Origin of the sequence: Burkholderia sp. 22PA0106 (assembly GCF_047497155.1) — a bacterium.
Taxonomy (GTDB): domain Bacteria; phylum Pseudomonadota; class Gammaproteobacteria; order Burkholderiales; family Burkholderiaceae; genus Burkholderia.
In genome coordinates this window covers 2,609,219-2,634,561 of sequence record NZ_CP163162.1, presented here as the reverse complement: position 1 = coordinate 2,634,561, position 25,343 = coordinate 2,609,219, and the positions used below count along the sequence as shown (strand labels likewise).

14 protein-coding genes are annotated in these 25,343 nt (G+C 68.7%); 12 read left to right on the top strand and 2 right to left on the bottom strand.

Translation table 11 applies throughout. The features are described 5' to 3' along the window. Positions 1 to 203 precede the first annotated feature (203 nt). Positions 204 to 8,222 (top strand): autotransporter-associated beta strand repeat-containing protein, encoded by an 8,019-nt coding sequence (locus AB4850_RS11280; protein WP_414439890.1) that lies wholly within the window; start codon positions 204 to 206, stop codon positions 8,220 to 8,222. An 81-nt stretch (positions 8,223 to 8,303) separates the two neighbouring features. On the opposite strand, the gene AB4850_RS11275 is transcribed toward AB4850_RS11280, so the two are convergent. After that, the gene (locus AB4850_RS11275; protein WP_414439889.1) at positions 8,304 to 8,474 is read right to left on the bottom strand and encodes a hypothetical protein; all 171 of its coding nucleotides are present in this window, start codon (positions 8,472 to 8,474) and stop codon (positions 8,304 to 8,306) included. Positions 8,475 to 8,940: 466 nt separating this feature from the next. Between AB4850_RS11275 and AB4850_RS11270 the strand changes: the two genes are divergently transcribed. Then, positions 8,941 to 10,101: a transposase gene (locus AB4850_RS11270; RefSeq protein WP_414439888.1), complete on the top strand. Its 1,161-nt coding sequence runs from the start codon at positions 8,941 to 8,943 to the stop codon at positions 10,099 to 10,101. 257 nt (positions 10,102 to 10,358) lie between these two features. Here AB4850_RS11270 and AB4850_RS11265 read toward each other — a convergent pair whose 3' ends face one another. After that, positions 10,359 to 11,912 carry a mannose-1-phosphate guanylyltransferase/mannose-6-phosphate isomerase gene (locus tag AB4850_RS11265; protein WP_414439887.1) on the bottom strand — a complete coding sequence of 518 codons (1,554 nt, stop codon included), beginning with the start codon at positions 11,910 to 11,912 and terminating at the stop codon, positions 10,359 to 10,361. 426 nt (positions 11,913 to 12,338) lie between these two features. Here AB4850_RS11265 and AB4850_RS11260 point away from each other — a divergent pair, with 426 nt between their 5' ends. From AB4850_RS11260 to AB4850_RS11215, 10 genes are all read left to right on the top strand, one after another. Beyond that, positions 12,339 to 13,715 carry an undecaprenyl-phosphate glucose phosphotransferase gene (locus AB4850_RS11260; RefSeq protein ID WP_414439886.1) on the top strand — a complete coding sequence of 459 codons (1,377 nt, stop codon included), beginning with the start codon at positions 12,339 to 12,341 and terminating at the stop codon, positions 13,713 to 13,715. A gap of 91 nt (positions 13,716 to 13,806) precedes the next feature. Continuing rightward, on the top strand, positions 13,807 to 15,243 hold the full coding sequence (locus tag AB4850_RS11255) for a UDP-glucose dehydrogenase family protein (RefSeq protein ID WP_414439885.1): 1,437 nt from the start codon (positions 13,807 to 13,809) through the stop codon (positions 15,241 to 15,243). Positions 15,244 to 15,283: 40 nt separating this feature from the next. Next, on the top strand, positions 15,284 to 15,724 hold the full coding sequence (locus AB4850_RS11250; protein ID WP_414439884.1) for a low molecular weight protein-tyrosine-phosphatase: 441 nt from the start codon (positions 15,284 to 15,286) through the stop codon (positions 15,722 to 15,724). Positions 15,725 to 15,729: 5 nt separating this feature from the next. Beyond that, positions 15,730 to 16,908, top strand: a complete 1,179-nt coding sequence (locus AB4850_RS11245) for a polysaccharide biosynthesis/export family protein (RefSeq protein ID WP_414442011.1) — start codon at positions 15,730 to 15,732, stop codon at positions 16,906 to 16,908. 55 nt (positions 16,909 to 16,963) lie between these two features. After that, the gene (locus tag AB4850_RS11240; protein WP_414442010.1) at positions 16,964 to 19,189 is read left to right on the top strand and encodes a polysaccharide biosynthesis tyrosine autokinase; all 2,226 of its coding nucleotides are present in this window, start codon (positions 16,964 to 16,966) and stop codon (positions 19,187 to 19,189) included. A gap of 43 nt (positions 19,190 to 19,232) precedes the next feature. Continuing rightward, positions 19,233 to 20,180, top strand: coding sequence for a glycosyltransferase family 2 protein (locus AB4850_RS11235; RefSeq protein WP_414439883.1), 948 nt, complete (start codon positions 19,233 to 19,235; stop codon positions 20,178 to 20,180). Positions 20,181 to 20,260: 80 nt separating this feature from the next. Further along, positions 20,261 to 21,400 carry a glycosyltransferase gene (locus tag AB4850_RS11230; RefSeq protein WP_414439882.1) on the top strand — a complete coding sequence of 380 codons (1,140 nt, stop codon included), beginning with the start codon at positions 20,261 to 20,263 and terminating at the stop codon, positions 21,398 to 21,400. Between the two features lie 85 nt (positions 21,401 to 21,485). Then, positions 21,486 to 22,937: an O-antigen ligase family protein gene (locus AB4850_RS11225; protein ID WP_414442009.1), complete on the top strand. Its 1,452-nt coding sequence runs from the start codon at positions 21,486 to 21,488 to the stop codon at positions 22,935 to 22,937. Next, entirely contained in the window at positions 22,934 to 24,172 is a 1,239-nt protein-coding gene (locus AB4850_RS11220) for a glycosyltransferase family 4 protein (protein ID WP_414439881.1), read from the top strand. Before AB4850_RS11225 ends, AB4850_RS11220 begins: the two co-directional genes overlap by 4 nt. Further along, complete coding sequence (locus AB4850_RS11215; RefSeq protein ID WP_414439880.1) at positions 24,172 to 25,341, top strand: glycosyltransferase family 4 protein; 1,170 nt, start codon at positions 24,172 to 24,174, stop codon at positions 25,339 to 25,341. The genes AB4850_RS11220 and AB4850_RS11215 overlap by 1 nt, the downstream gene beginning before the upstream one ends. Positions 25,342 to 25,343: the final 2 nt, after the last annotated feature.

The following is a 25,343-nucleotide window of genomic DNA, read 5'->3' as shown; positions in this document are numbered from 1 at the left end:
TTGCCGCGCTGGCGTTGCGTTTTCCCGTTGTCGTGTTGCCGTGGTGAATATTCGTCACGCCGTGTCGTCGCATGCACGCCGTTTTCCGGCAGCCGGGCGGCGATCGAATATGGCGATATAGATCGGTGCCATTGGTTTTTTACGATGATCGATCAGAAACCCAAAAAATCCGTATCCGCTCAAACATGATTGGGGAATAAAGAATGGTCCGCGCTCGCGATCCGCATGAATCTGATGTGCCGAAAATCCTGCCCGCGATGGGCGTATTCCTCGCATTGGTCGGGGCCGGGATCATTCCGGCTCACGCGGCCTGTACGACCGCGGGCAGCAACGTCACGTGCAGCGGCGCGGCCAACCCGCTTGCCCCCAGTTTTTCGAACGGTGCGAGCAACCTGAACGTGACGGTGAATCCGGGCGGCAGCGTGGGCGTGCTGCTGGGGGTGGGCGGCAACGCGATGACGCTGACCGGCAGCAACGACACGCTGACCAACAACGGCCGGATCGATCCCACGCTGCTCGGCACCGGGCTCGGCGTGCTGTCCTCGGGTGTGGTGATGGGCAATACGTCGGCCAGCACGCAGACGGTCACCAACAACGGCTCCATGAACGGCACCACCGGGTTGTCGATCGGCCTGACCGGCATGGCGCTCGCGGTGCAGAACGGCGCGGGCGGCACCACCAACATCACGAATACCGGCACGATGGCCACCAGCGGCATCATCGGCGCCACGCTGCTGGGGCCGGACGCGGGCGTGATCGCGGCCTACGGCGGCGGGCAGGTCAACGTCAACAACTCGGGCACGATCACGGGCCGGGTCGCGCTGGGCAGTTCGGCGGGCGGCAATACGTTCACGAACTCCGGCACCGTGAACGGCAGCGTGTCGATGGGCCAGAACAGCACGAACCAGTTCATTGCCACCACCGATTCGTCGGTCAACGCGGCGGGCGGCACGGGCCTGGCGGTCAATCTCGGGATCGGCGCGGTCACGGTCGGCTTCGCGGCAACCGGCACGGTGGATGGCGGCGCGGGCGGCAACAACACGCTGTCGCTGCAGCAGGGCACCTCGGCCACGGGCAGCATCAGCAACAGCAGCTACGTCAACTTCAACCATCTCGACGTGCAGGGCGGCACCTGGACGCTGAGCGGCGCGTCGAGCGTGGCCGATGCCTCGCTCGGCAACGGCGCGACGGCCGTGGTCGACAACGCGGCCTCGCTCGGCACCGGCACGATCAGCTCGAACGGCGGCGCGATCCAGGCGGCCACGCCGGGCTTGACGCTCTCGAACGCGATCGGCCTGAGCGGCAACGGCCTGACCGTGAGCGGCGCGTCGGGGCTCGGCTTGAGCGGCACGATCTCGGGCGGCGGCGCGTTGACCCAGGCGGGTTCCGGCACGCTGACGCTGACCGGCGTGAATACCTACACGGGTGGCACCAAGCTGAATGCAGGCAAGGTGGTGGTCGGCAACAACGCGGCGCTCGGCACCGGCACGGTGACGGTGGGCGGCAACGCGACGCTCGACAGCAGCCAGGCCGTTTCGCTGTCGAACCAGATCGCGGTGAACGCGGGCGCCACGCTCGATCTGGGCGGCAGCAACACGATGAACCTGGGCGGCGCGATCTCCGGTGCGGGCGGTGTGGCCAAGGATGGCGCGGCCACCGTCACGTTGACGGGCGCGAACACCTACACCGGCGGCACCACCATCAACGCGGGCACGCTGGCGCTGGGCGCGGGCGGCTCGCTGGCGGCCACCGGCGCGGTCAACCTGAGCGGCGCGGGCGCCGGCTTCGACATCAGCGCCTCCGGCGCGAACCAGACGATCGGTGCGCTGTCGGGCGCGGCCGGCACCACCGTCGCGCTCGGGGCGAACGCGCTGACGTTCGGCGATGGGACCAACCAGACGTTCGGCGGCACGATCGGCGGCACGGGCGCGGTCGTCAAGCAGGGCGCCGGCACGGAAACGCTGACGGGCGCGAACACCTATACGGGTGGCACCACCATCAACGGCGGCACGCTGGCACTGGGTGCGGGCGGTTCGCTCGCGGCCGGCGGCAGCGTCAATCTCGGCTCGGCCGGCGCGAGCTTCGATATCAGCGGCGCGGGTGCGAATCAGACGGTCGGTGCGCTGTCGGGGGCGGCCGGCACCACGGTCAATCTCGGCGCGAACGCGCTGACGTTCGGCAACGCCACCAACCAGACGCTCGGCAGCGCGGTCATTGGCACCGGTGGCCTGGTCAAGCAAGGCACGGGCACGGAAACGCTGACGGGCGCGAACACCTATACGGGCGGCACCACGGTCAACGCGGGCACGCTGGCGATCGGCACGGGCGGCTCGCTCGCGGCCACGGGCAGCGTCAATCTCGCGAATGTCGGCACGGCGCTCGATCTGAGCGGCGCGAGCACGCCGCAGTCGATCGGCAGCCTGAGCGGCGCGGCCGGTTCGGCGGTGGCGCTGGGCAGCAATGGCCTGAGCCTCGGCGGGGCGGGCAACGCCACGTTCGCCGGCACGATCGGCGGCACGGGCGGCATCACGAAGAAAGGCAGCGGCACGGAAACGCTGACGGGTGCGAACACCTACACGGGCGGCACCACCATCAACGCGGGCACACTGGCGCTCGGCGCGGGCGGTTCGCTGGCGGCGACAGGCGCGGTCAACCTCGGCGTCACGGGGGCGCGTTTCGATATCAGTGCTGCGGGGGCGGCGCAGACGATCGGCAGCCTGTCGGGCGTGGCCGGCACGACGGTGGCGCTGGGCGGCAACGGCCTGAGCTTCGGCGATGCGGGCAATGCAACGTTCGGCGGCGCAATCACGGGCACGGCCGGCATCACGAAACAAGGCAGCGGCACGGAAACGCTGACGGGCGCCAACACCTTCACCGGCGGCGCGACCATCAACGCGGGCACGCTGGCGCTCGGCGCCGGGGGTTCGCTCGCAGCCGGCAGCAGTATCAACCTCGCGAATGCGGGAACGGGGTTCGATATCAGCGGCGCGAGCACGTCGCAGACGATCGGCGGCCTGAGCGGCGCGGCCGGCACGAGCGTGTCGCTGGGCGGCAACGGCCTGAGCTTCGGCGACGCGGGCAGCGAGACGTTCGGCGGCACGATCGCGGGCACGGGCGGCATCACGAAGATCGGTACGGGCAAGGAGACGCTGACGGGCGCGAACACCTACACGGGTGGCACGACCATCAACGCGGGCACGCTGGCGATCGGTGCGGGCGGTTCGCTGGCCGCGACGGGCGGTGTCAACCTCGCGAATACGGGGGCGGCGCTCGATCTGAGCGCCGCGACCACGCCGCAGACGATCGGCGGCCTGAGCGGCGCGGCCGGCACGACCGTGTCGCTGGGCGGCAATGGCTTGAGCCTCGGCGATGCCGGCAACGCCACGTTCGGCGGTTCGATCACCGGCACGGGCGGCATCACGAAACAAGGCGCCGGCACCGAAACGTTGACCGGCGCGAACACCTTCACCGGTGGCGCGACCGTGAACGCGGGCACGCTGGCGATCGGCGCGGGCGGTTCGCTCGCGGCCGGCAGCAACCTCGACCTCGACAATACCGGCACGACGTTCGACCTGAGCGCTGCAACCACGCCGCAAAGCCTCGGCGGCCTGAGCGGCGCGGCCGGTTCCACGGTCAATCTCGGCACCAACAACCTGGGCTTCGGCGATGCGGGCGACGAAACGTTCGGCGGCGCGATCGTCGGCACGGGCGGCATCACGAAACAAGGCGCCGGCACCGAAACGCTGACGGGCGCGAACACCTACACGGGTGGCACCACCATCAACGCAGGCACGTTGGCGATCGGCGCGGGCGGTTCGCTCGCGGCCGGCGGCAGCGTCAACCTGGCGAATGCCGACACGGCGCTCGACCTGAGCGGTGCGACCACGCCGCAGGCGATCGGTGGCCTCAGCGGTGCGGCCGGTACGACCGTGACCTTGGGCACCAACAACCTGAGTTTCGGCGACGCGGGCAGCGAAACCTTTGGCGGCACGATCGCGGGTACGGGCGGCGTCACCAAGCTTGGCGCGGGCACGGAAACGCTGACGGGCGCCAACAGCTACACGGGCGGCACGACCGTCGATGCGGGCACGCTGGCGATTGGCGCAGGCGGTTCGCTGGCCGCCACGGGCGGCATCAACCTCGCGAATGCGGGCGCGGCGCTCGACCTGAGCGGCGCAACCACACCGCAGACGATCGGTGGTTTGAGCGGCGCGGCCGGCACGACGGTGTCGCTGGGCAGCAATGGCCTGAGCCTTGGCGATTCGGGCAACGCAACGTTCGGCGGCGCGATCACGGGCACGGCCGGCATCACGAAACAAGGCACCGGCACGGAAACGCTGACGGGTGCCAACACCTTCACGGGCGGCGCGACCGTCAATGCCGGCACGCTGGCGATCGGCTCGGGCGGTTCGCTCGCGGCCGGCAGCCGCGTCAATCTCGCGAATTCGGGCGCGGGCTTCGATATCAGCGGTGCGAGCGCAGCCCAGACGATCGGTGGCCTGAGCGGCGCGGCCGGCACGAGCGTGTCGCTGGGCAGCAACGGCCTGAGCTTCGGCGACGCGGGCAGCGAAACGTTCGGCGGCACGATCGCGGGCACGGGCGGCATCACGAAGATCGGTACGGGCACGGAAACGCTGACGGGTGCCAACACCTATACGGGCGGCACGACCGTCAACGCCGGCACGCTGGCCATTGGCGCAGGCGGTTCGCTGGCGGCAGGCGGCGGCCTCGACCTCGCGAACGCGGGCACGACGTTCGACGTGAGCGGCGCGACCACGCCGCAGGCCGTCGGCGGCCTGAGCGGCGCGGCGGCCACCACGGTGTCACTGGGCGGCAACAACCTGAGCCTCGGCGATGCCGGCAATGCCACGTTCGGCGGTTCGATCACCGGTACCGGCGGCATCACGAAACAAGGCACCGGCACCGAAACGCTGACCGGCGCGAACACCTTTACCGGCGGCGCGACCGTCAATGCCGGCACGCTGGCGATCGGCGCAGGCGGTTCGCTCGCAGCGGGCAGCAACCTCAATCTCGCGAACTCGGGCGCGGGCTTCGACATCAGCGGCGCAACCACGCCGCAAGCCATCGGCGGCCTGAGCGGCGCGGCCGGTTCCACGGTCGCGCTGGGCGGTAACGGCCTGAGCCTCGGCGGGGCCGGCAATGCCACGTTCGGCGGCACGATCGCCGGCACGGGCGGTCTCGTCAAGCAAGGCACCGGCACGGAAACGCTGACCGGCGCGAACACCTACACGGGCGGCACCACCGTCAACGCGGGCACGCTGGCGATCGGCGCGGGTGGTTCGCTCGCCGCAGGCGGCGGCCTCAACCTCGCGAACGCGGGCACGACGTTCGATCTGAGCGGCGCGACCACGCCGCAAACCATCGGCGGCCTGAGCGGCGTGGCCGGCACGAGCGTGTCGCTGGGTGCCAACAGCCTGAACCTCGGCGATGCGGGCAACGCCACGTTCGCCGGCGCGATCGGCGGCACCGGGGGCCTCGTCAAGCAAGGCGCCGGCACGCAGACGCTGACCGGCACCAACACCTTCACCGGCGGCGCAACCGTCAACGCGGGCACGCTGGCGATCGGCGCGGGCGGTTCGCTGGCTCCCACGGGCGATGTCAACCTCGCGAACGCGGGCACGACGTTCGACCTGAGCGGCGCGACCACGCCGCAGACCATCGGCGGCCTGAGCGGTGCGGCCGGTTCGTCGGTGGCGCTCGGCGGCAACACGCTGACGCTCGGCGGCGCGGGCAATGCCAGCTTCGGCGGCGCGCTCGGCGGCACGGGCGGCCTCGTCAAGGCCGGTGCGGGCACCCAAACGCTGGCGTCCGACAGCACCTACAGCGGCGGCACGACCGTGACGGGCGGCACGCTGGTGGTGGGGTCGAACGGCGCGCTCGGCACCGGCGCGTTGAGCGTGACGGCCCCGGCCACGCTCGACACGTCGTCGTCGGTCACGCTCAACAACGCCGTCAGCCTGGGCAGCACGGCGACCATCGCCGGCACTCAGGATCTGACACTGGCCGGCACGGTGTCGGGCGCGGGCGGCCTCGTCAAGAACGGCAATGCGGCGCTCACGCTGACCGGCGCGAATACCTTCAGCGGCGGCACCACGCTGAACGCAGGCACGCTCTCGCTCGGCAACGCGCAGGCGCTCGGCGTCGGCTCGCTGACGGTCAACGGCGGCAGCCTGCTGCTCGGCAGCACGTCGATCACGCTCGACGCGCTGAACGGCGCGGCCGGCAGCACCATCGACACCGGCACGGGCGGCATCACGGCCGGCAGCGGCACCTACGGCGGTTTGCTGACGGGCGCGGGCTCGTTGACCAAGAACGGCGCCGGCACGCTCACGCTGACCGGCGAGAACACCTACACGGGCGGCACCACGATCGGTGGCGGCACGCTGCAGATCGGCGACGGCGGCAGCGCCGGTTCGATCCGAGGCAATGTCGTCAACTTCGGCCGCCTGCTGTTCGCGCGTGGCGACAACATCACGTACGACGGCGCGATCAGCGGCACCGGCTCGCTGACGCAGGCCGGCAACGGCCAGTTGACGCTGACCGGCACGAGCACGTTGAGCGGCACCACCACGGTGGCGGCCGGCACGCTGAACGTGGCCGGCTCGCTGGCGCAATCGACCGTGACCGTCAACAACGGCGCAACCGTCACCGGCTCGGGCACCATAGGCGGGCTGGTGGTCAACAGCGGCGCGACGGCGGCCGCGAACCAGCCCGGCTCGGCGCTGAACGTGGCGGGCAATGTGACGTTCCAGCCCGGCTCGACGCTGCAGGTCGCCGCCACGCCGCAGCAAAGCGGTTCGGTCGCGGCCACCGGCAACGCGCAGCTCAACGGCGGCACGGTGCAGGTGCTGGCGAACACGGGCACGTATGCGCCGCTCACGCGCTACACCATCGTCGATGCGGGCGGCGGCGTGAACGGCACGTTCAGCGGCGTCAACAGCAACCTCGCATTCCTGAAGCCGCTGCTCGGCTACGACGCCAACCGTGTCGTGCTGAGCCTGGTGACGAACGGCACGTCGTTTGCCGATGTCGCGCAAACCGGCAACCAGCGTCAGGTCGCCAACGCGATCGGCACGCTCGGTGTCGGCAATCCGATCTACAACGCGGTGCTGTCGAGCGACGCGAACAACGCGCGCGCGGCGTTCAACGCGCTCGACGGCGAGCTGTACGCGAGCATCAAGAGCGTGCTGCTGACCGACAGCCGCTACGTGCGCGATGCGGTGACGGACCGCGTGCGTCAGGGCCTCGGTGTCTCCAGCGGGCCGCTGGCGGCGCTCGCCTCGGGCGGCGCATCGGTGTGCGGCGACGCGAATTCGGTGCTGTCCGGCCCGGCCGGCGCCGCGGCCGCGCAGCAGCGCTGCCAGGCCGCGCCGTATCAACCGGTGGTGTGGGGGCAGGCGTTCGGCGGCCGCAGCCGGCTCGATGGCGACGGCAACGCGTCCTCCCTCTCGCGCAGCATGACGGGCTTCATCGCCGGTGCGGACATGGGCCTCGGCGACCACTGGCGCGCGGGCCTGGCCGGCAGCGTCACGCACAGCAGCTTCGACAACGACACGCAATCGTCGGCCAGCGCCGACAGCTACTCGGTGTCGCTGTACGGCGGCGGCCAGTTCGGCGCGCTCGGCGTGCGCGGCGGTGCGGCCTACACGTGGCACCGCATCGACGGCGATCGCTATCCGTCGTTCGCAGGCTTCTCGGATCACGCGCAAAGCAGCCTCGATGCGCAGACGGCGCAGGTGTTCGGCGAAGTCGGCTACGCACTGCCGGCCGGCCCGATCGCGCTCGAACCGTTCCTGAACCTCGCTTACGTGAATCTGCATACCGACGCCTTGAGCGAGACGGGCGGGGCCTCGGCGCTGCGCGGCAACAGCGCGTCGAACAACATCGGCTTCTCGACGGCGGGCCTGCGCGCGGCGGCCAAGTTCAGCGTGATGTCGAACGGCGGCTTCACGGCGCGCGCGATGGCGGGCTGGCGTCACGCGTTCGGCTCGACCACGCCGAATTCGACGTTCTCGTTCGTCAGTGGCGGCGGTTCGTTCCAGGTGGCCGGCGTGCCGATCGCGCGCGACGCGGCGGTGGTGGAGCTGGGCATCGATGCGAACCTGACGCAGCGCCTGAAGCTGGGCCTGACGTACAGCGGCCAGTACGGCAGCGGCGTGCGCGACAACGCGGTGCTCGGCAACCTGCTCTGGAAGTTCTGATCGACGACGCTTCGTCACGCGAACGGATGCCCGCGCATCCGTTCGCATCCCGAAGTTTGCCGACGATGCAATCGTCGCGTGTCAGGGGGCTGCGGCCTGCGCGAGCAGTTCGTGTTCCCGGTCAGGGTTGCCGCCCGCGGCCAGCGGGCATCGCCGTTTGATGCGCGGTATTCCGGCGAGCGGGGTTATTGCGATCGAAACGGCGAACCACTCCATCAATTGATTGCACGGTTTGCAATTGAATTGCGACATTTGCCGATCAATTTCCGGCTAATTTACCGATTGCAGATCACAGTCGGAAAATCATTCCTTTTCTAATTCGTTATCGCGACCTGAAACAAATCGTAAGCAAATATGACAATCCATGAAATCCATGCTGGCAAAGGGTTTTAGCGTGATGAGGCAGCGTGTTTAGAAGCGGCATGGATTACCATTTTTGAGGCTGAATCCATTCCTTGTTTCAGCGGGTAACAATACGAGATTGTCATATTGAGGCAAACCCTGATGGTGGTATGCTTCATGCACATTAAATTCCGCATCCCATAGCGAAAGGGGTTTCGTGCATCGATGCCGTGAATTGCAGCACCGCTTCAGTGCGCAATGCATCGGTACGGCACACCCGGTAATCGTCCAATGTGCAACCCGGCCATGATCGTGCATGCCACACGGTCGTGTCGCCCCGATCGCAGCCCCGGCCCGGCTGCGTGTGGAGATATCTATGTTCTTCGATGAGCTGAACGATGAAGAATGGACACGCGTATCGACGCTGATCGCGGACGAGCCGATCCGGCTGAATCGTCGCGGGCGCCCGCGCGCGGAAACGCGCGTGGTGGCGAACGCGATCCTGTGGATTCTGACCACCGGCGAACCCTGGTCCAAGCTGCCGGGCCGCTATCCGTCCGGCCCCACCTGCCGCCGCCGTTTCGAGGAATGGCTGGCAAGCGGCACGCTCGGCGAGATGGTCGCGATGCTGACCGACATGAGCCGCCGCACGTTCGCCTACGTGCCGCCGCCGCCGCCCGAACTCGTGGTGCCTGCCGCGAGCGACGAGCCGGTCGTCAATAACGATCGGCTGCGCGGCGTGTTCTGGCAGAACCCCGAATCGTGGCGCCTGCCGGTGGCCGAGGCCGACACCTGGTGCGACGAGGAAGACGAAGCCGGCATGCGTCAGACGGTGCGCGAAGCACCGGTGGCCGCGTCGATCGAGCCGCCCGCGCCGTTGGCCGTGCAGCCGCAACCCGCAGCGCGGCAACTCGCGCAACTGCTGCCGCCCGTGCAGGCCGCCGCCGTGGCGCTGCAGGCCGAGCCGGCCGCGCGTGCCGCCAATCCTGCGGAATCCGAAGCGAATGCGGAGGGTGAGCATCCGCGGCCCGTGTCGGTGCGTTTCGCGACCGTCGCGCCGCAATCGGAGCCGTACTGTGGCTTCACGCTGTACGGCACCGCGCAGCCGGTGCAGAACATGATGTATCGCGCCTGGGCCGAGATCGCGCAGGACGGCCGCCGTGTCGAACGCTCGGGCCTGATCGGCCCGCGCTTCTCCGACCCCGAGGCGGCCGAGCGTTTCGCGATCGCCTGGGCGCGCGACTGGGTCGACCAGCACCGCGTGCTCGAGGCGGACGCCGAGCTGCCGGCCGCGACGGTGGCCGCACCGGCCTCGGTGCCGCTCGCGAATCACGAGCCGGTGTCGCTGCCGAAGCTGCGCACCGTGCACCCGGTGTCGGCCGCGCTCGCCACGCTGTCGACGCTCGTGCCGAACGACCGCAACAACATCCGCCACTTCGGCTCTGAACGCCTGAATCCCACCGAAGACGAATTGGGTGAGGCTGCGGCGCGTTCGCTGGACCTGCCGCACCGCGAATTCGCCTACCAGATCGGATAAATCGCACCGGGCTGCCGCGCTTTCTCAGGCGGCTCCGTCGCGGAGCATGATGGGCCACACGCCGGCGCCTTCGGGCCGTCGGCGTTTTTCATGCAGCCGGCGCTTCTTCACCCGCCAGGATGCTGAACCGCTAACGCAGAAACTACGCACACCCAAACAAAAACGCGGCGGCCCGCCACGTACCTTGCCGGTACGCAGCAGGCCGCCGCGTGGTGGACCTTCGTGTTCGATTCAACGCGGCATCGAGCCGCCGCGCGTCAGCCTCGGCCGTACGTATCGTCGAAGCGGACGATGTCGTCCTCGCCCAGATACGAACCCGATTGCACCTCGATCAGTTCGAGCGGCATCTTGCCCGGGTTGTCGAGCCGATGCGTGGTGCCGAGCGGGATATAGGTCGATTCGTTTTCCGACAGCAGGAAGGTTTCGTCGCCGCGCGTGATGCGCGCCGTGCCGCTCACCACGATCCAGTGCTCGGCGCGATGGTGATGCATCTGCAGCGAAAGCTGCGCGCCCGGCTTCACGACGATCCGCTTGACCTGGAAGCGCTCGCCCATGTCGACCGAATCGTAATGCCCCCACGGGCGATGCACCTTGCGATGGTTGGTGGCTTCGGCGCCGGCTTCGGCCTTCAGTTGCTTGACGATCTTCTTGACGTCCTGAACGTTGGCCTTGTCGGCCACCAGCACCGCGTCGGGCGTTTCCACCACGATCATGTCGCGCGTGCCGACGCAGGCGATCAGCCGGCCTTCCGAATGCGCGAACGTGTTCGACGCGCCCTCGAACATCACGCGCCCGCGCGCCACGTTGCCGCCGTCGTCTTTCTCCGAAATCTGCCAGATCGCATCCCACGAGCCCACATCCGACCAGCCTGCATCGAGCGGCACCACCACGCTTTCGCACAGCTCCGGCGCATTGACGAGCGGCTCCATGACCGAGTAGTCGATCGAGTTCGACGGCGATTCGCCGAAGCTCTCGCGGTGCAGGCGGAAGAACGTGCCATCGTCGGTGCCGTTGGCCACCGCGCGTTCGCAGGCCGCGTGGATCAGCGGCTGGAAGTGCTTGATCGCCTTCAGCCACACCGATGCGCGCACCACGAAAATGCCGCTGTTCCAGAGGTAATCGCCCGACGAGACATATTGCTGCGCCAGTTCGAGGTGCGGCTTTTCGACGAAGCGTTCGAGCTTGCGCACCGCCAGCTTGTCGCCGTCGTCGACGCTCTGGCCGACGCGGATGTAGCCGAAGCCGGTTTCGGCATGGGTCGGCAGGATCCCCATGGTGGCGATGCGGCCCTGGGCGGCGTGGCGGATCGCGGCGTCGATGGCGGCCTGGAAGCGCGTGAGGTCGGCCACCGCATGGTCGGCCGGCATGACCGTCAATACGGCGTCGCCGCTTTCGGCGATCGTGCGCAGCGCGGCGATCGTCAGCGCCGGGGCGGTATCGCGGCCGAACGGTTCGAGCACGATCGACGCGTCCTTGCCGACCAGCCGCAGTTGCTCGGCCGTGGTGAAGCGGTGATCGTCGCCGCACACCACCATAATTCGTTCGGACACCGGAAGATCGCCCTCGTAGCCTTCGAGGCGGCGCGTGGTCGATTGCAGCAGCGATTCGCTGCCGAGCAAGCCGATCAACTGCTTCGGGAACTGTTCGCGAGACATCGGCCAGAGGCGCGTGCCGGAACCGCCCGCCAGCACGACCGGCTGCACGGCCACGCGGGTGGCGGCCGGCGTGGCGGCATCGCGGCTGGCGGCGGGAGCGGGCGTGGCGGGGGAGACGACGTTCGGCGTGGCGCCGACGACGGACGGAGGGTTCATTGGGCACTCCTCGAGACGGTGGATCGGTCCGAATATTTTTAGCACGACATAATTAATCGATAAAAGCGTTTTGCTGCGCCGCACGATCGCCGTCCGGCGTAAAAATATAAAAAATTATGTCAGTGACGTCATCAAAATTCGTCTGCGTAAAAAGTGTAAAAGATAGGATGAAATGAACTGTATGTCATTGATTTATAGGAAATCATGGCGTTTTGAGGATTTCAGGTGCCTGCAAAGCACCTTTAAATTCGGAAAAATTTGCTCAGAAAAAATCGACAGAAAAATGCAAAACTTTCCGAATATTTTTAGAAATACTTGCGCGCTTGCAGCAACAATTTTCTTGCCGCTTCAATAGCGCCTGCAGCCAGCGAGACGGTGTCGTGTCGCGCTGCGACCCGATCATTTGTCCAGGCTGAAGGAGCGACCATGTTGAGCGTGTTGGCGAGAGTGATCGATATCGCGATGGCGTTGCTGGGTGCGCTGATCGCGGCCGCGCTGCATCGCGGCGGCTTCGTCGCGCTCGACGATCTGCAGCGTTCGATGGTGCTGTTCAACGGCATGCTGATCGTCGCGTTTTTCCCCGCGTTCGGGATCTACCAATCCTGGCGCGGCAAGCCGGTGCGCGCGCTGTTGTGGCGCGTGGCCAGCGCCTGGTGCGTGGTGGAGGGCGCCGGCATCCTGATGAGCTTCAGCTTCCACCATTCGGGCGAGCTGTCGCGGCTGTGGCTCGGCTACTGGGGCGTGATCACCGCCGCGCTGCTGGTGGCGTCGAAGGCCAGCGTGCACTGGGTGCTGCGCAGCCTGCGCCGCGAGGGCTACAACCACAAGGCGGTCGGCATCGTGGGCGACACCGGCGTGACGCGCCGGCTGATCGCGCAGATGCGGGCGCGGCCCGAGGCGGGTTTCACGCCGTCGTGCGTGTTCGACGTGACCGGCCAGGTGGAGACGCGCGATTGCGAGGGCGTGCCGGTCGAGCGGCGCTTCTCCGAGCTGGTGCGGCTGGTGCGCGGCCGCGCGCTGCGCGAGCTGTGGCTGGCGCTGCCGATCACCGAGGAGCAGCAGATCCACCGCATCGTGACCGAGTTCCAGCACGACTTCGTCAACATCCGGCTGATTCCGGACGTGCGCAGCCTGTCGTATTTCAACCAGGAGGTGGTGGAGCTGCTCGGCGTGCCGGCCATCAACCTGGCGGCCTCGCCGATCACCGACGTGCGCATTCTGCCGAAGTTCGTGTTCGACCGGATGTTCGCGCTGGCGGCGCTGACCATGCTGGCGCCGGTCATGCTGATGATCGCGGCGATGGTGAAGCTGACCTCGCCCGGCCCGGTGTTCTTCCGCCAGACGCGCAAGGGCATCGACGGCAACGAGTTCCGCATCTACAAGTTCCGCTCGATGAAGATGCACAACGAGGTGAAGGGGCAGGTCACGCAGGCGCGCAAGGGCGACGCGCGGATCACCCCGGTGGGCCGCTTCCTGCGCCGCACCAGCCTCGACGAACTGCCGCAGTTCATCAACGTGCTGAAGGGCGAGATGTCGGTGGTCGGGCCGCGCCCGCACGCGCTCGAACACGACGACATCTACAAGGATCTGGTGCGCGGCTACATGTTCCGCTACCGCATCAAGCCGGGCATCACCGGCTGGGCGCAGATCAACGGCTTTCGCGGCGAAACCGACCGCGTCGAGAAGATGTCCGGCCGCGTGAAGCTCGACCTGTACTACATGCAGAACTGGTCGTTCTGGCTCGACATCAAGATCGTCGTGCTGACGCTCTGGAAGGGCTTCACCGGCAGCAACGCGTACTGAGCTTGACGCTTACCGTGGCGCGCCGCACCCGGCGCCGCCGCACTTTTCCGATCAACGCGAACGACCTTCACCGGTCGCAAGGGCTGAAAAAATGAACCTGACTATCATCGGCAGCGGTTATGTGGGACTCGTCACGGGCGCGTGCCTCGCCGACATCGGCCACGACGTGTTCTGCCTCGACGTGGACGCCGCGAAGATCGCCGTCCTGAACGACGGCGGCGTGCCGATCCACGAGCCGGGCCTCAAGGAAATCATCGCGCGCAACCGCGCCGCGGGCCGCCTGCGCTTCTCGACCGACGTGGCCTCGGCGGTCGCGCACGGCGACGTGCAGTTCATCGCGGTGGGCACGCCGCCCGACGAGGACGGCTCGGCCGACCTGCAATACGTGCTGGCCGCCGCGCGCAACATCGGCAAGTTCATGACCGGCTTCAAGGTGATCGTCGACAAATCGACGGTGCCGGTGGGCACGGCCGAGCGCGTGCGCGAGGCGGTGGCCGCCGAGCTGGCCGCGCGCGGCGTGGACACCATGTTCTCGGTGGTGTCGAACCCGGAGTTCCTCAAGGAAGGCGCGGCGGTGGACGATTTCGCGCGCCCCGACCGCATCGTGATCGGCTGCGACGACGACGTGCCGGGCGAGAAGGCCCGCGAGCTGATGAAGAAGCTGTACGCGCCGTTCAACCGCAATCACGACCGCACGCTCTACATGGACGTGCGCTCGGCCGAATTCACCAAGTACGCGGCCAACGCGATGCTGGCCACGCGCATCTCGTTCATGAACGAGCTGGCGAACTTCGCCGACCGCGTGGGCGCCGACATCGAGGCGGTACGCCGCGGCATCGGCTCCGATCCGCGCATCGGCTATCACTTCCTGTACGCCGGCGCGGGCTATGGCGGCTCGTGCTTCCCGAAGGACGTCGAGGCGCTGATCCGCACCGCCGACGCGAGCGGCCAGTCGCTGCAGATCCTGCGCGCCGTGTCGGACGTCAACGCCGCGCAGAAGCAGGTGCTGGCGCGCAAGATCACGGCGCGCTTCGGCGAGGACCTGACGGGCCGCACGTTCGGCGTCTGGGGCCTGGCGTTCAAGCCGAACACCGACGACATGCGCGAGGCGCCGAGCCGCGCGCTGATCGCCGACCTGCTGGCGCGCGGCGCCAGTGTGCGCGCCTACGACCCGGTCGCCACCCGGGAAGCGCAGCGCGTGCTGGCGCTCGACCTGGCCGGGCGCCAGCACGATCTCGAACGGCTGACGTTCGTCGACGAGGCCGGCGAGGTGGCGCAGGACGCCGACGCGCTGGTGATCGTCACCGAATGGAAGGCGTTCAAGAGCCCCGATTTCGCGGCGCTGGCCGCGCGCTGGAAGTCGGCCGTGATCTTCGACGGCCGCAATCTCTACGAGCCGCTCGCGATGCGCGAGCTCGGCATCGAATACCACGCGATCGGCCGCGCGCACGCGGTGCAGGCCCGGCCGGCCGCTGCCGCCAAGCCGGCCGCGCGCGTGGGCACGTCCACCGACAAGGCGCGCGCCTGAGCGCCGCCGCCGCGCAACCGACGCAGAGGAGGAAAACGCGATGTTCCGCAATGTGCTGATCGTCTGCCACGCCAACGTGTGCCGCAGCCCGACCGCCGAGATGCTGTTCCGCTCGCATGGCCAGGAGGCGCTGGAACGCTGCGCCTTCCATTCGGCCGGCATCCACGCGAACGACGGCGACAACATCGATCCCGTGATGCAGGCGCTGCTCGCCGAACGCGGCCTGGATGCCTCGACGCACCGCTCGCGCCGCCTGAGCCAGGCCATCGTGCGCGATGCCGACCTGGTGCTGACCACCGAGCGCCGCCAGATCGACGCGATCGAGGCGGTCGACCCGTGTGCGCGCGGCAAGGTGTTCCTGCTCGGCAAGTGGGAAGACGCGGAGATCGCCGATCCGCACGGGCACAGCGAAGCGGCCTACCGCGAAAGCTGCGAATTGATCGAACGTCTGGTTCAAGGATGGCTGCACAAACTATGCTGACACGCCTGTTTCCGCGCTCCCTCGCGGCGCGTTGCGCGCCGCTGCTGATCGCCGCGCTGCTGTCGGCCTGCTCGACCGCGCCCGGCAACTACCTGAACACGTCGCGGCTCGACGAGAAGGGCGCGATGCCCGACACGCACTACGACGTCCACATGATCACGCCGCAACTGGTGGCCGAGCAGGCGCTGGCCGCCTCGCAGGTGCAGCGGCCGTTGCCGCCCGACCTGTTCCCGGACCCGACCCAGTACGTGTACAAGATCGAATCGCAGGACATCCTCGGCGTGACCGTCTGGGATCACCCGGAACTGACCACGCCGCAAGGGCAGTCGTTCTCGGCCGGCGGCAACACCACGCAAACCATCGCCGGCGCGCTGCAGCAGCCCTACACCAACGCGCTGCCGGGCCAGGCCGACCCGTACGGCCAGACGGTCGGCCCGGACGGCACGATCTACTTCCCGTTCGTGGGCCGCCTGCTGGTGGCCGGCCGCACCGCGCAATCGGTGCGCGAGGAACTGGCCGCCAAGCTGTCGCGCTACGTCAAGAACCCGCAGGTGGACCTGCGCGTGCTGTCGTACCGCAGCCAGAAGGTGCAGGTGACGGGCGAGGTCAAGACCCCCGGCCCGCTGGCGATCACCGACGTGCCGCTGCGCCTGGTCGACGCGATCACGCGCTCGGGCGGCACCACCAGCGAGGCCGACCTGCAGCGCGTGCGCCTGACCCGCCACGGCCAGTACTACGTGCTCGATGCGAACGCGATGCTCGACAAGGGCAACACTTCGCAGGACGTGATGCTGCAGCCGGGCGACGTGGTCAACGTGCCGGATCGCACCGACAGCCGCGTGTTCATCATGGGCGAGGTCAAGCAGCCGGTCACGGTGCCGATGCTCAAGGGCCGGCTGACCATCGCCGATGCGCTGACGGCCGGCGGCGGGCTGCTCGATACCGATGCCAACCCGCGGCAGATCTACGTGCTGCGCGACATGATGAACAACCCGACCGCCCCCGACATCTACCGCCTGGACATGACCCAGCCCGAGGCGCTGATGCTGTCGAGCCGGTTCCAGTTGAAGCCGCTCGATGTCGTCTACGTGGGCACGGCCGGTTCGGTGCAGTTCAACCGCCTGCTGCAGCAGATTTTCCCGACCATCCAGTCGGTCTACTACATGAAGCAGATCACGCACTGATCTGGCGTGGCCGGCGTCGCCCGACGCCGGCCCACCGAACCTGAGGCGGATAGCCATCGTGAATACGCAAGTCAAACATCCCTACGCGGATCTGGCCGCGAAGCCGGACGAGGAAGACGTCGTCCTCGGCCAGTTGATCCAGGTCGTGCTCGACGACATCTGGCTGCTGCTCGGTATCGCCGCGGTGGTGATAGCGCTCGCGGGCGTCTATTGCTACCTCGCGAAGCCGGTGTATTCGGCCGATGCGCACGTGCGTGTCGAGGCCTCCGACAACACCACGCAGGCGCTCACGCAGACGCAGACCGGCGCGGTGATCAACAGCGGCCCGAGTTCGCCCGCCACCGACGCCGAGATCGAGATCATCAAGAGCCGCGGCGTGGTCGGCCCAGTGGTCGAGCAGTGCAAGCTGAACTTCTCGGTCTCGCCGAAGACGCTGCCGTTTTTCGGCGCGATCGCCGCGCGCGTGGCCACGCCGGGCAAGCTCGCCGCGCCGTGGTTCGGCATGAAGTCGTACGCCTGGGGCGGCGAGGCGGCCGCGGTCGATTCGATCGACGTGACCCAGTCGCTCGAAGGCAAGCAACTGACGCTGACGGCCGGCGAGGGCGGCGCGTATTCGCTGACCGATCCGAACGGCGGCCTGCTGCTGCGCGGCCGCGTGGGCGAGCGCGCCGAGGGCAACGGCGTGGCGCTGACGGTGTCGAAGCTGGTGGCGCGTCCGGGCACGCAGTTCACGGTGGTGCGCCAGAACGATCTGGACGCGATCACGGCGTTCCAGGCGGGCATCCAGGTGGCCGAGCAGGGCAAGCAGACGGGCGTGATCCAGATCTCGCTCGAAGGCAAGGACCCGGACCAGACGGCGATGATCGCCAACGCGCTCGCGCAGTCGTACCTGAACCAGCACGTGGTCAGCAAGCAGGCCGAAGCCAACAAGATGCTGGACTTCCTCAAGAGCGAGGAGCCGCGCCTGAAATCGGACCTGGAACGTGCCGAGGCCGCGCTGACCGAATACCAGAGCACGTCGGGCTCGATCAACGCGAGCGACGAGGCGAAGGTCTACCTGGAAGGCAGCGTGCAGTACGAGCAGCAGATCGCCGCGCAGCGCCTGCAGATCGCCTCCCTGAGCCAGCGCTTCACGCCCGAGCACCCGATGGTGATCGCGGCCAACCAGCAGCTCTCGCAGCTGGAAAAGGAACGCGACAAGTACGCCGACAAGTTCCGCAGCCTGCCGGCCACCGAGGTCAAGGCCGTGGCGCTGCAACGCAACGCCAAGGTGGCCGAGGACATCTACGTGCTGCTGCTGAACCGCGTGCAGGAGCTGTCGGTGCAGCGCGCCGGCACGGGCGGCAACATCCGCCTGGTCGACGCCGCGCTGCGCCCCGGCGTGCCGGTCAAGCCGAAGAAGGCGCTGATCCTGTCGGCGGCCGTGATTCTGGGCCTGATCGTCGGCACCGGCGTGGTGTTCCTGCGCCGCAGCCTGTTCAAGGGCATCGAGGATCCGGAGCGCGTCGAGCGCATGTTCAACCTGCCGATGTACGGCCTCGTGCCGAGAAGCGTCGAACTCGAGAAGCTCGACGCCGCCGCGCAGAAGAGCGGCAGCGACATGCGGCCGATCCTGGCCGTCGCGCGGCCCAAGGATCTCAGCGTCGAGAGCCTGCGCAGCCTGCGTACCGCCATGCAGTTCGCGCTGATGGACGCGAAGAACCGCGTGATGGTGCTGACCGGCCCGACGCCCGGCATCGGCAAGAGCTTCCTGACCGTCAACCTGGCCGCGCTGCTGGCCCATTCGGGCAAGCGCGTGCTGCTGATTGACGCCGACATGCGCCGTGGCGCGCTCGACCGCTACTTCGGCGTGTCGCGCCGCAACGGGCTGTCGGAGCTGTTGAGCGGGCAGGTGGCGCTGGAGGATGCGATCCGCGAGACGCAGGTGCCGGGGCTGTCGTTCATCCCGACCGGCCAGCGCCCGCCGAACCCGTCGGAGCTGCTGATGTCGCCGCGCCTCGCGCTGTATCTGGATGGCCTCGGCAAGCGCTACGACGCCGTGATCGTCGATTCGCCGCCGATCCTGGCCGTGACCGACGCCACGCTGTTCGGCGTGCTGGCCGGCGCGACCTTCCTGGTGCTGCGCTCGGGCATGCATACCGAGGGCGAGATCAGCGATTCGATCAAGCGCCTGCGCACGGCCGGCGTGCATCTGCAGGGCGGCATCTTCAACGGCGTGCCGGCGCGCGCGCGGGGCTACGGGCGCGGCTACGCGTCGGTCCACGAATATCTGAATGCCTGAGGCGCGCGAGCGCCCCGGCCCAAGACGACGAGGTGAAGCACCGATGAAACTTTCCGTACTGGTTCCGACCTACCGGCGTCCCGCCGATCTCGCCCGCTGCCTGAACGCGTTGCAGCGTCAGCGCCGCGCCCCCGATCAGGTGATCGTGGTGGCGCGCCCCGAGGACGACGCGACCCACGAATGCCTGGCCGACCCGCGCGTGCGCGGCGCGCTGCCGCTGGTGATCGCGCCGGTGGAGGTGGGCGGGCAGGTGGCCGCGCTGAACCTGGGGCTCGACACGGCATCGGGCGACGTGGTCGCGATCACCGACGACGACGCCGCGCCGCATCCCGACTGGCTCGAACGGATCGACGCCGCGTTCGCGGGCGACGCGAAGCTCGGCGCGCTCGGCGGCCGCGACTGGGTGCACGAGAAGGGCCGGGTGGTGGACGGCGAGCAGCCCGTGGTGGGCCGCGTGACGCTGTCGGGCAAGCTGATCGGTAACCACCATCTCGGCGCGGGCGACGCGCGCGAGGTGGACATGCTCAAGGGCGCCAACATGATCTACCGGCGCGCCGCGATCGCCGGGCTGCGCTTCGACACGCGCCTGCGCGGCGCCGGTGCGCAGACCCACAACGACATGGCGTTCAGCATGGCCGTCAAGCGGCGCGGCTGGAAGCTGGTGTACGACCCGGCCGTGGCGGTGGATCACTACCCGGCCGAGCGCTTCGACGAGGACCGGCGCGACGCCGCCTCGCGCAGCGCGATCGTCAACGCCGCCTACAACCTGCACCTGACGCTGCGCGATCACCTGCCGGCGCCCAAGCGCGAGATCGCCTGGTGGTGGTACGCGCTGGTCGGCACGCGCGTGTATCCGGGTTTCGCGCACGTGCTGCTGTCGATCGGCTCGTCGCGCGGCGAGCGCGTGCGCGAACGCTGGCGCGCGGTGCGCGAGGGCGCGCAGGCGGCCCGCCGCGCCGCGCCGTCCGGCGGCCCGCTGGCGGCGGCCTGAGGCACGGTGCCCAAGCCGCCCGAACCCTCCGAACCACTCGCCTCGCGCACGCATCCCGAATCACGCACCCGGAGCTTTGCATGACCGCCACCCAGGTCCACGTTCATCTGTTTCATGGCGCCGACCCGCGTACCTACCGCGCCGGCGACAACATCGGCTGCCTGTATGGCTATCACCACGCGGCCTCCGACGAGTTCGCGATGAGCTATTCGCGCGACGGCCGCGAATCGCGCCCGGTCAGCCTCGCGCGCCGCGCGCTGAAGGCCGCGCTCGGCTTCGACGCGATCCACGCCTGGCGCAACCGCGAGGCGCTGCTGGCCGCCGACGTGATCTGGACGCACACCGAGCAGGAGCACCTGGCCGCCGCGCTGATTCTCAAGCTGGCCGGCGAGCGCGGCACGCACCCGCGCCTGCTCGCGCAGAGCGTGTGGCTGCTCGACCGCTGGCCGCAGTTCGGCGCGCTGCGCCGCTGGGTCTACCGCAAGCTGCTCGCGCGCGCCGACGTGCTGACCACGCTCGCGCGCGACAACGCCGTGCTGTGCCGTGACTACCTGCAACGCGACGCCGTGCAGGTCTATTACGGCCTCAACCTGCAGGATTTCCCGGTGCGCCGGCCCGAAAGCTGGACGCCGAACCGGCCGCTGCGGATCGCCGCGATCGGCAACGATCGCGACCGCGACTGGACCACGCTGATCGAGGCGTTCGGCGGCCTGCCGCGCTACCAGGTCAAGCTCGCCACGCGGCGCCGGATTCCCCCGGCGCTGCATCGCGACAACGTCGAGATCGCCTCGGTGTCGGGCATGGCGCAGCAGCGCGCGTTCTACGACTGGGCCGACGTGATCGTGGTGCCGCTGCGGCCCAACCATCATGCGTCGGGCATTACCGTGATGCTGGAGGCGGCGGCGGTCGGCAAGCCGATGATCGTCAGCGACGTGGGCGGCCTGCGCGACTATTTCCCGACCGATTGCGCGGCCTACGTGCCGGCGTTCGATGCCGGCGCGATGCGCGGCGCGGCCGATCGCATGCTGGCGCAGCCGGCCCGTGCGCTGGCGCAGGCGCAGGCGGCCTCCTCCCGGCTCGTCGAGCGCGACCTGAGCACCGAGGCGTTCGCCGCGCAGCACGTGCGGATCACGCGCGAGCTGCTGCAACGCGGGCGCGCCGCGACGGCCGACGGCGCGGCGCCGCTGCCGCTCGCCGATTCGCGCACCACCTCGAACTGAGGCGCGCCGGATCATGAGTACGCCCGCCTTTCCGTCCCAACCGCCCGTCGGGCCGCCGGCCCCGCCGCAGCCGCCGCCGGTCGGCATGCGCCGGCCGGCCAAGCGCCGCAAGCGCCGGTTCGGGGCCGAGCCGAAGCACTGGGCCGCGCAGGCCGGCCTGTGGACCTTGACCGGTTTGCTGATCCTCGCGCACCAGGGCTCGATCCTGACGCTCGCGTTTCCGGCGCTGTCGATCGCTACCGGCCTGTGGCTGTATTTCCGCAGCCCGGCGCGCTACGTGGGCTTCGTCTGGTGGCTGTGGTTCCTCGCGCCCGAGGTGCGGCGGCTCGCCGACTGGTCGCGCGGGGCATACACGCCCACCAGCCTGATTCAAATCGCGCCGCTGGCCGTGACGATGATCTGCGGGCTCGGCCTGATCCGCCATTACCGCGTGCTCGCGCAGCGGCGCGGCCTGCCGATGCTGATGATGCTGCTCGGCCTGGCCTATGCGTATTTCGTCGGGCTGGTGTCGTCGGGGCTGCTGGCCGCCACCTACGACCTGGCCAACTGGGTCTACCCGATCCTGATCGGTTTCCACATCGCCGTGAACGCGCGCGATTACCCCGAATACCGCGACACCATCGTCTCCACCTTCGTCTGGGGGATGCTGGTGATGGGCGGTTACGGGATGGTGCAGTTCTTCATCATGCCGGCCTGGGACGTGCTGTGGATGGTCGGCTCGCAGATGGCCTCGCAGGGCGAGCCGGTGCCGTACGGCGTGCGCGTGTTCAGCACGATGAATTCGTCGGGGCCGTTCGCGTTCGCGATGATGGGCGCGCTGGTGTTCATGCTGGCAGCCACCCAGCGGGTGCGCTGGCTGGCCGGTGCGGCCGGCTTCATCGCGTTCATGTTGTGCCTGGTGCGTTCCACCTGGGGCGGCTGGGTGATCGCGCTGATCGTGCAGCTCGCCAAATCGTCGAACCGCGTGCGGGTGCGCATGCTGGTGGGCGCGATGGTGCTGGCCGGGCTGTCGGTGCCGCTCTTGACGGTGGGGCCGGTGGCCGACCGCCTTGGCCAGCGGCTCCAGTCGATCACGAATCTGAAGGACGACCGCAGCTACGACGACCGCAACAAGTTCTACGCCAGCTTCGCCCAGACCGCGTTCACCGACGTGTCGGGCGAGGGCATGGGCGCCACCGGTGCGTCCACCAAGCTGTCGAGCGACAGCGGCGAACTCGGCAAGTACGGCAGCTTCGACAGCGGCGTGATGAACGTGCCGTTCGTGCTCGGCTGGCCCGGTTCGCTGCTCTATCTGGCCGGCACGTTGTGGCTGCTCGCACGTGCGCTGCGCGTGTCGTTCCGGATGCGCGACGATAAATATGTAGCGGCCTGCGTGAGCCTCGCGATCTCGATCTTCGCGATGCTGGTGTTCACGAATTCCCTGATCGGCACGGGAGGCTTGTTGCTGTTCATGAGTTTGTTTTCGATCCTGGCCGCGTCACATTGGCAAAAAATCCAGCGCGCGGCCGCCAAACGCATACGGGGAGCAGGACTGTGAGAATAGCCATCGTCACGCATACGGTTCGTCACAACGACGGACAAGGGCGCGTCAACTACGAAATTGCCCGGGCGGCGCTTGCCGAGCAATGCGAGGTGACGCTGATCGCATCGCACGTCGCGCAGGAATTGCTCGACCATCCGCGGGTGCGCTGGATTCCGGTACAGCCGGCGCGGTTCTGGCCGAGCAACCTGCTGCGCCAGCAGGTGTTCGCGCTCAAGAGCGCGCTGTGGATCAACCGCCATCGCAACGAATTCGACGTGCTGCACGTGAACGGCTTCATTTCGTGGGTGCGCGCCGACGTCAACACCGCGCACTTCGTGCACGGCGGCTGGTTCGCGAGCCGCTATTACCCGTTCTCGCCGACCAAGGGGCTGTGGTCGGCCTATCAGTACATCTACACGCGCGCCAATACCGTGCTGGAACGCTGGGCCTACCGGCGCTCGCGCGCGATCGTCGCGGTGTCGGGCAAGGTGGCCGACGAGATCCGCCGGATCGGCATCGACGGGTCGCGCATCGGCGTGATCTACAACGGCGTGGATGCGCAGGCGTTCAGCGGCGCGCGGCCCGACCGGGTGGCCTACGGGCTGCCCGAAGGCGCGTTCATGCTGCTGTTCGTGGGCGACCTGCGCACGCCGCGCAAGAACCTCGGTACCGTGTTGAAGGCGCTCACGCAGTTGCCCGAGCATGTGCATCTGGCGGTGGCCGGCTTCCTGCCGGGCAGCCCGTATCCCGACGAGGCGCGCGCGCTCGGCATTGCCTCGCGCGTGCATTTTCTCGGCCTGGTGAAGACCATGCCGCAGTTGATGTCGTCGGTGGATGCCTACGTGTTTCCGTCGCGCTACGAGGCGATGAGCCTGTCGCTGCTGGAGGCGATGGCGGCCGGCCTGCCGGTGGTCACGGCGCGCACGGCGGGCGGTGCCGAGATCATCCATGCCGACTGCGGCATCGTGCTCGACGACCCCGACGATCCGGCCGCGCTGGCCGGCGCGATCGGCGAACTGGCGCGCTCGCGCGAGCGCTGCCGCGAGATGGGCGCCGCCGCGCGCACGCTGATGAACGACTTCGGCTGGTCGCAGATGGGCGCGCAATACCTGGCGCTGTACCGCCAACTGAATTCCCTGTCCCAACCGTCCGCGCTCGGCGGGCCGGCCACGGCCGCCGTGCCGGCGGCCAGCCCGCGGCCCGCTCCCCGGCCCGGACCGGGACCCGTCCCCACGCAGGAGCCTTTGTAATGAGCACACTTCCCCAATCGACCGGCATCAAGTCGCTGCAGATCGGCATGCACTGGTTCCCCGAACGCGCCGGCGGCCTCGACCGCATGTACTACTCGCTGGTGGGCGCGCTGCCGGGCGCGGGCGTCGCGGTGCGCGGCGTGGTGGCCGGCTCGGGCCGCGTCGCGGCCGATACCGACGGCGCGATCCGCGGCTTCGGTCCGGCCTCGCAATCGCTGCCGCGCCGCATGATGGCCGCGCGCCGCGCGCTGCGCGAGGTAGTGAGCCGCGAGCGGCCCGACGTGGTGTCGTCGCACTTCGCGCTCTATACGTTCCCGGGGCTCGACGTCATGCGCGGCATTCCGCAGGTGTCGCATTTCCAGGGGCCGTGGGCCGACGAGAGCCAGGTGGAGGGCGCCGATTCGCTCGGCCAGCGCGCCAAGCGCTATCTCGAACAGACGGTGTACGCGCGCTCGTCGCGGCTGATCGTGCTGTCCAGCGCGTTCGCCGAGATCCTGACTTCGCGCTACGGCATTGCCCAGGACAAGGTGCGGATCGTGCCGGGCTGCGTGGACACCGCGCAGTTCGACCTGCCGATCACGCAGGCCGAGGCGCGCCAGAAGCTGCAACTGCCGCAGGGCCGGCCGATCATCCTGGCGGTGCGGCGGCTGGTGCGGCGCATGGGGCTAGAGGATCTGATCGCCGCCGTGGACGTGGTGCGCCGCCGTCATCCCGACGTGCTGCTGCTGATCGCCGGCAAGGGGCGGCTCGCGGAGGAACTGCAGCAGCGTATCGACGATGCCGGCCTGGAGGATCACGTGAAGCTGCTCGGTTTCGTGCCCGATGCGCATCTGGCCGCGCTGTATCGCGCGGCCACGCTCAGCGTGGTGCCGACCGTCGCGCTGGAAGGCTTCGGGCTGATCACGGTGGAATCGCTGGCCTCGGGTACGCCGGTGCTGGTCACGCCGGTGGGTGGCTTGCCGGAAGCCGTGTCGGGGCTGTCGCAGGAGCTGGTGCTGCGCGGCACGGGCGTGGAGGCGATCGCCGAGGGCGTGTCGGAGGCGCTGTCGGGCCAGCGCAAGCTGCCCGATTCGGATGAATGCCGCCGTTATGCGCGCGAGCATTTCGACAACGCGGTGATCGCGCGGCGCGTGGCGAGCGTGTATGACGAGGCGATTCGGTTGGGGTGAGC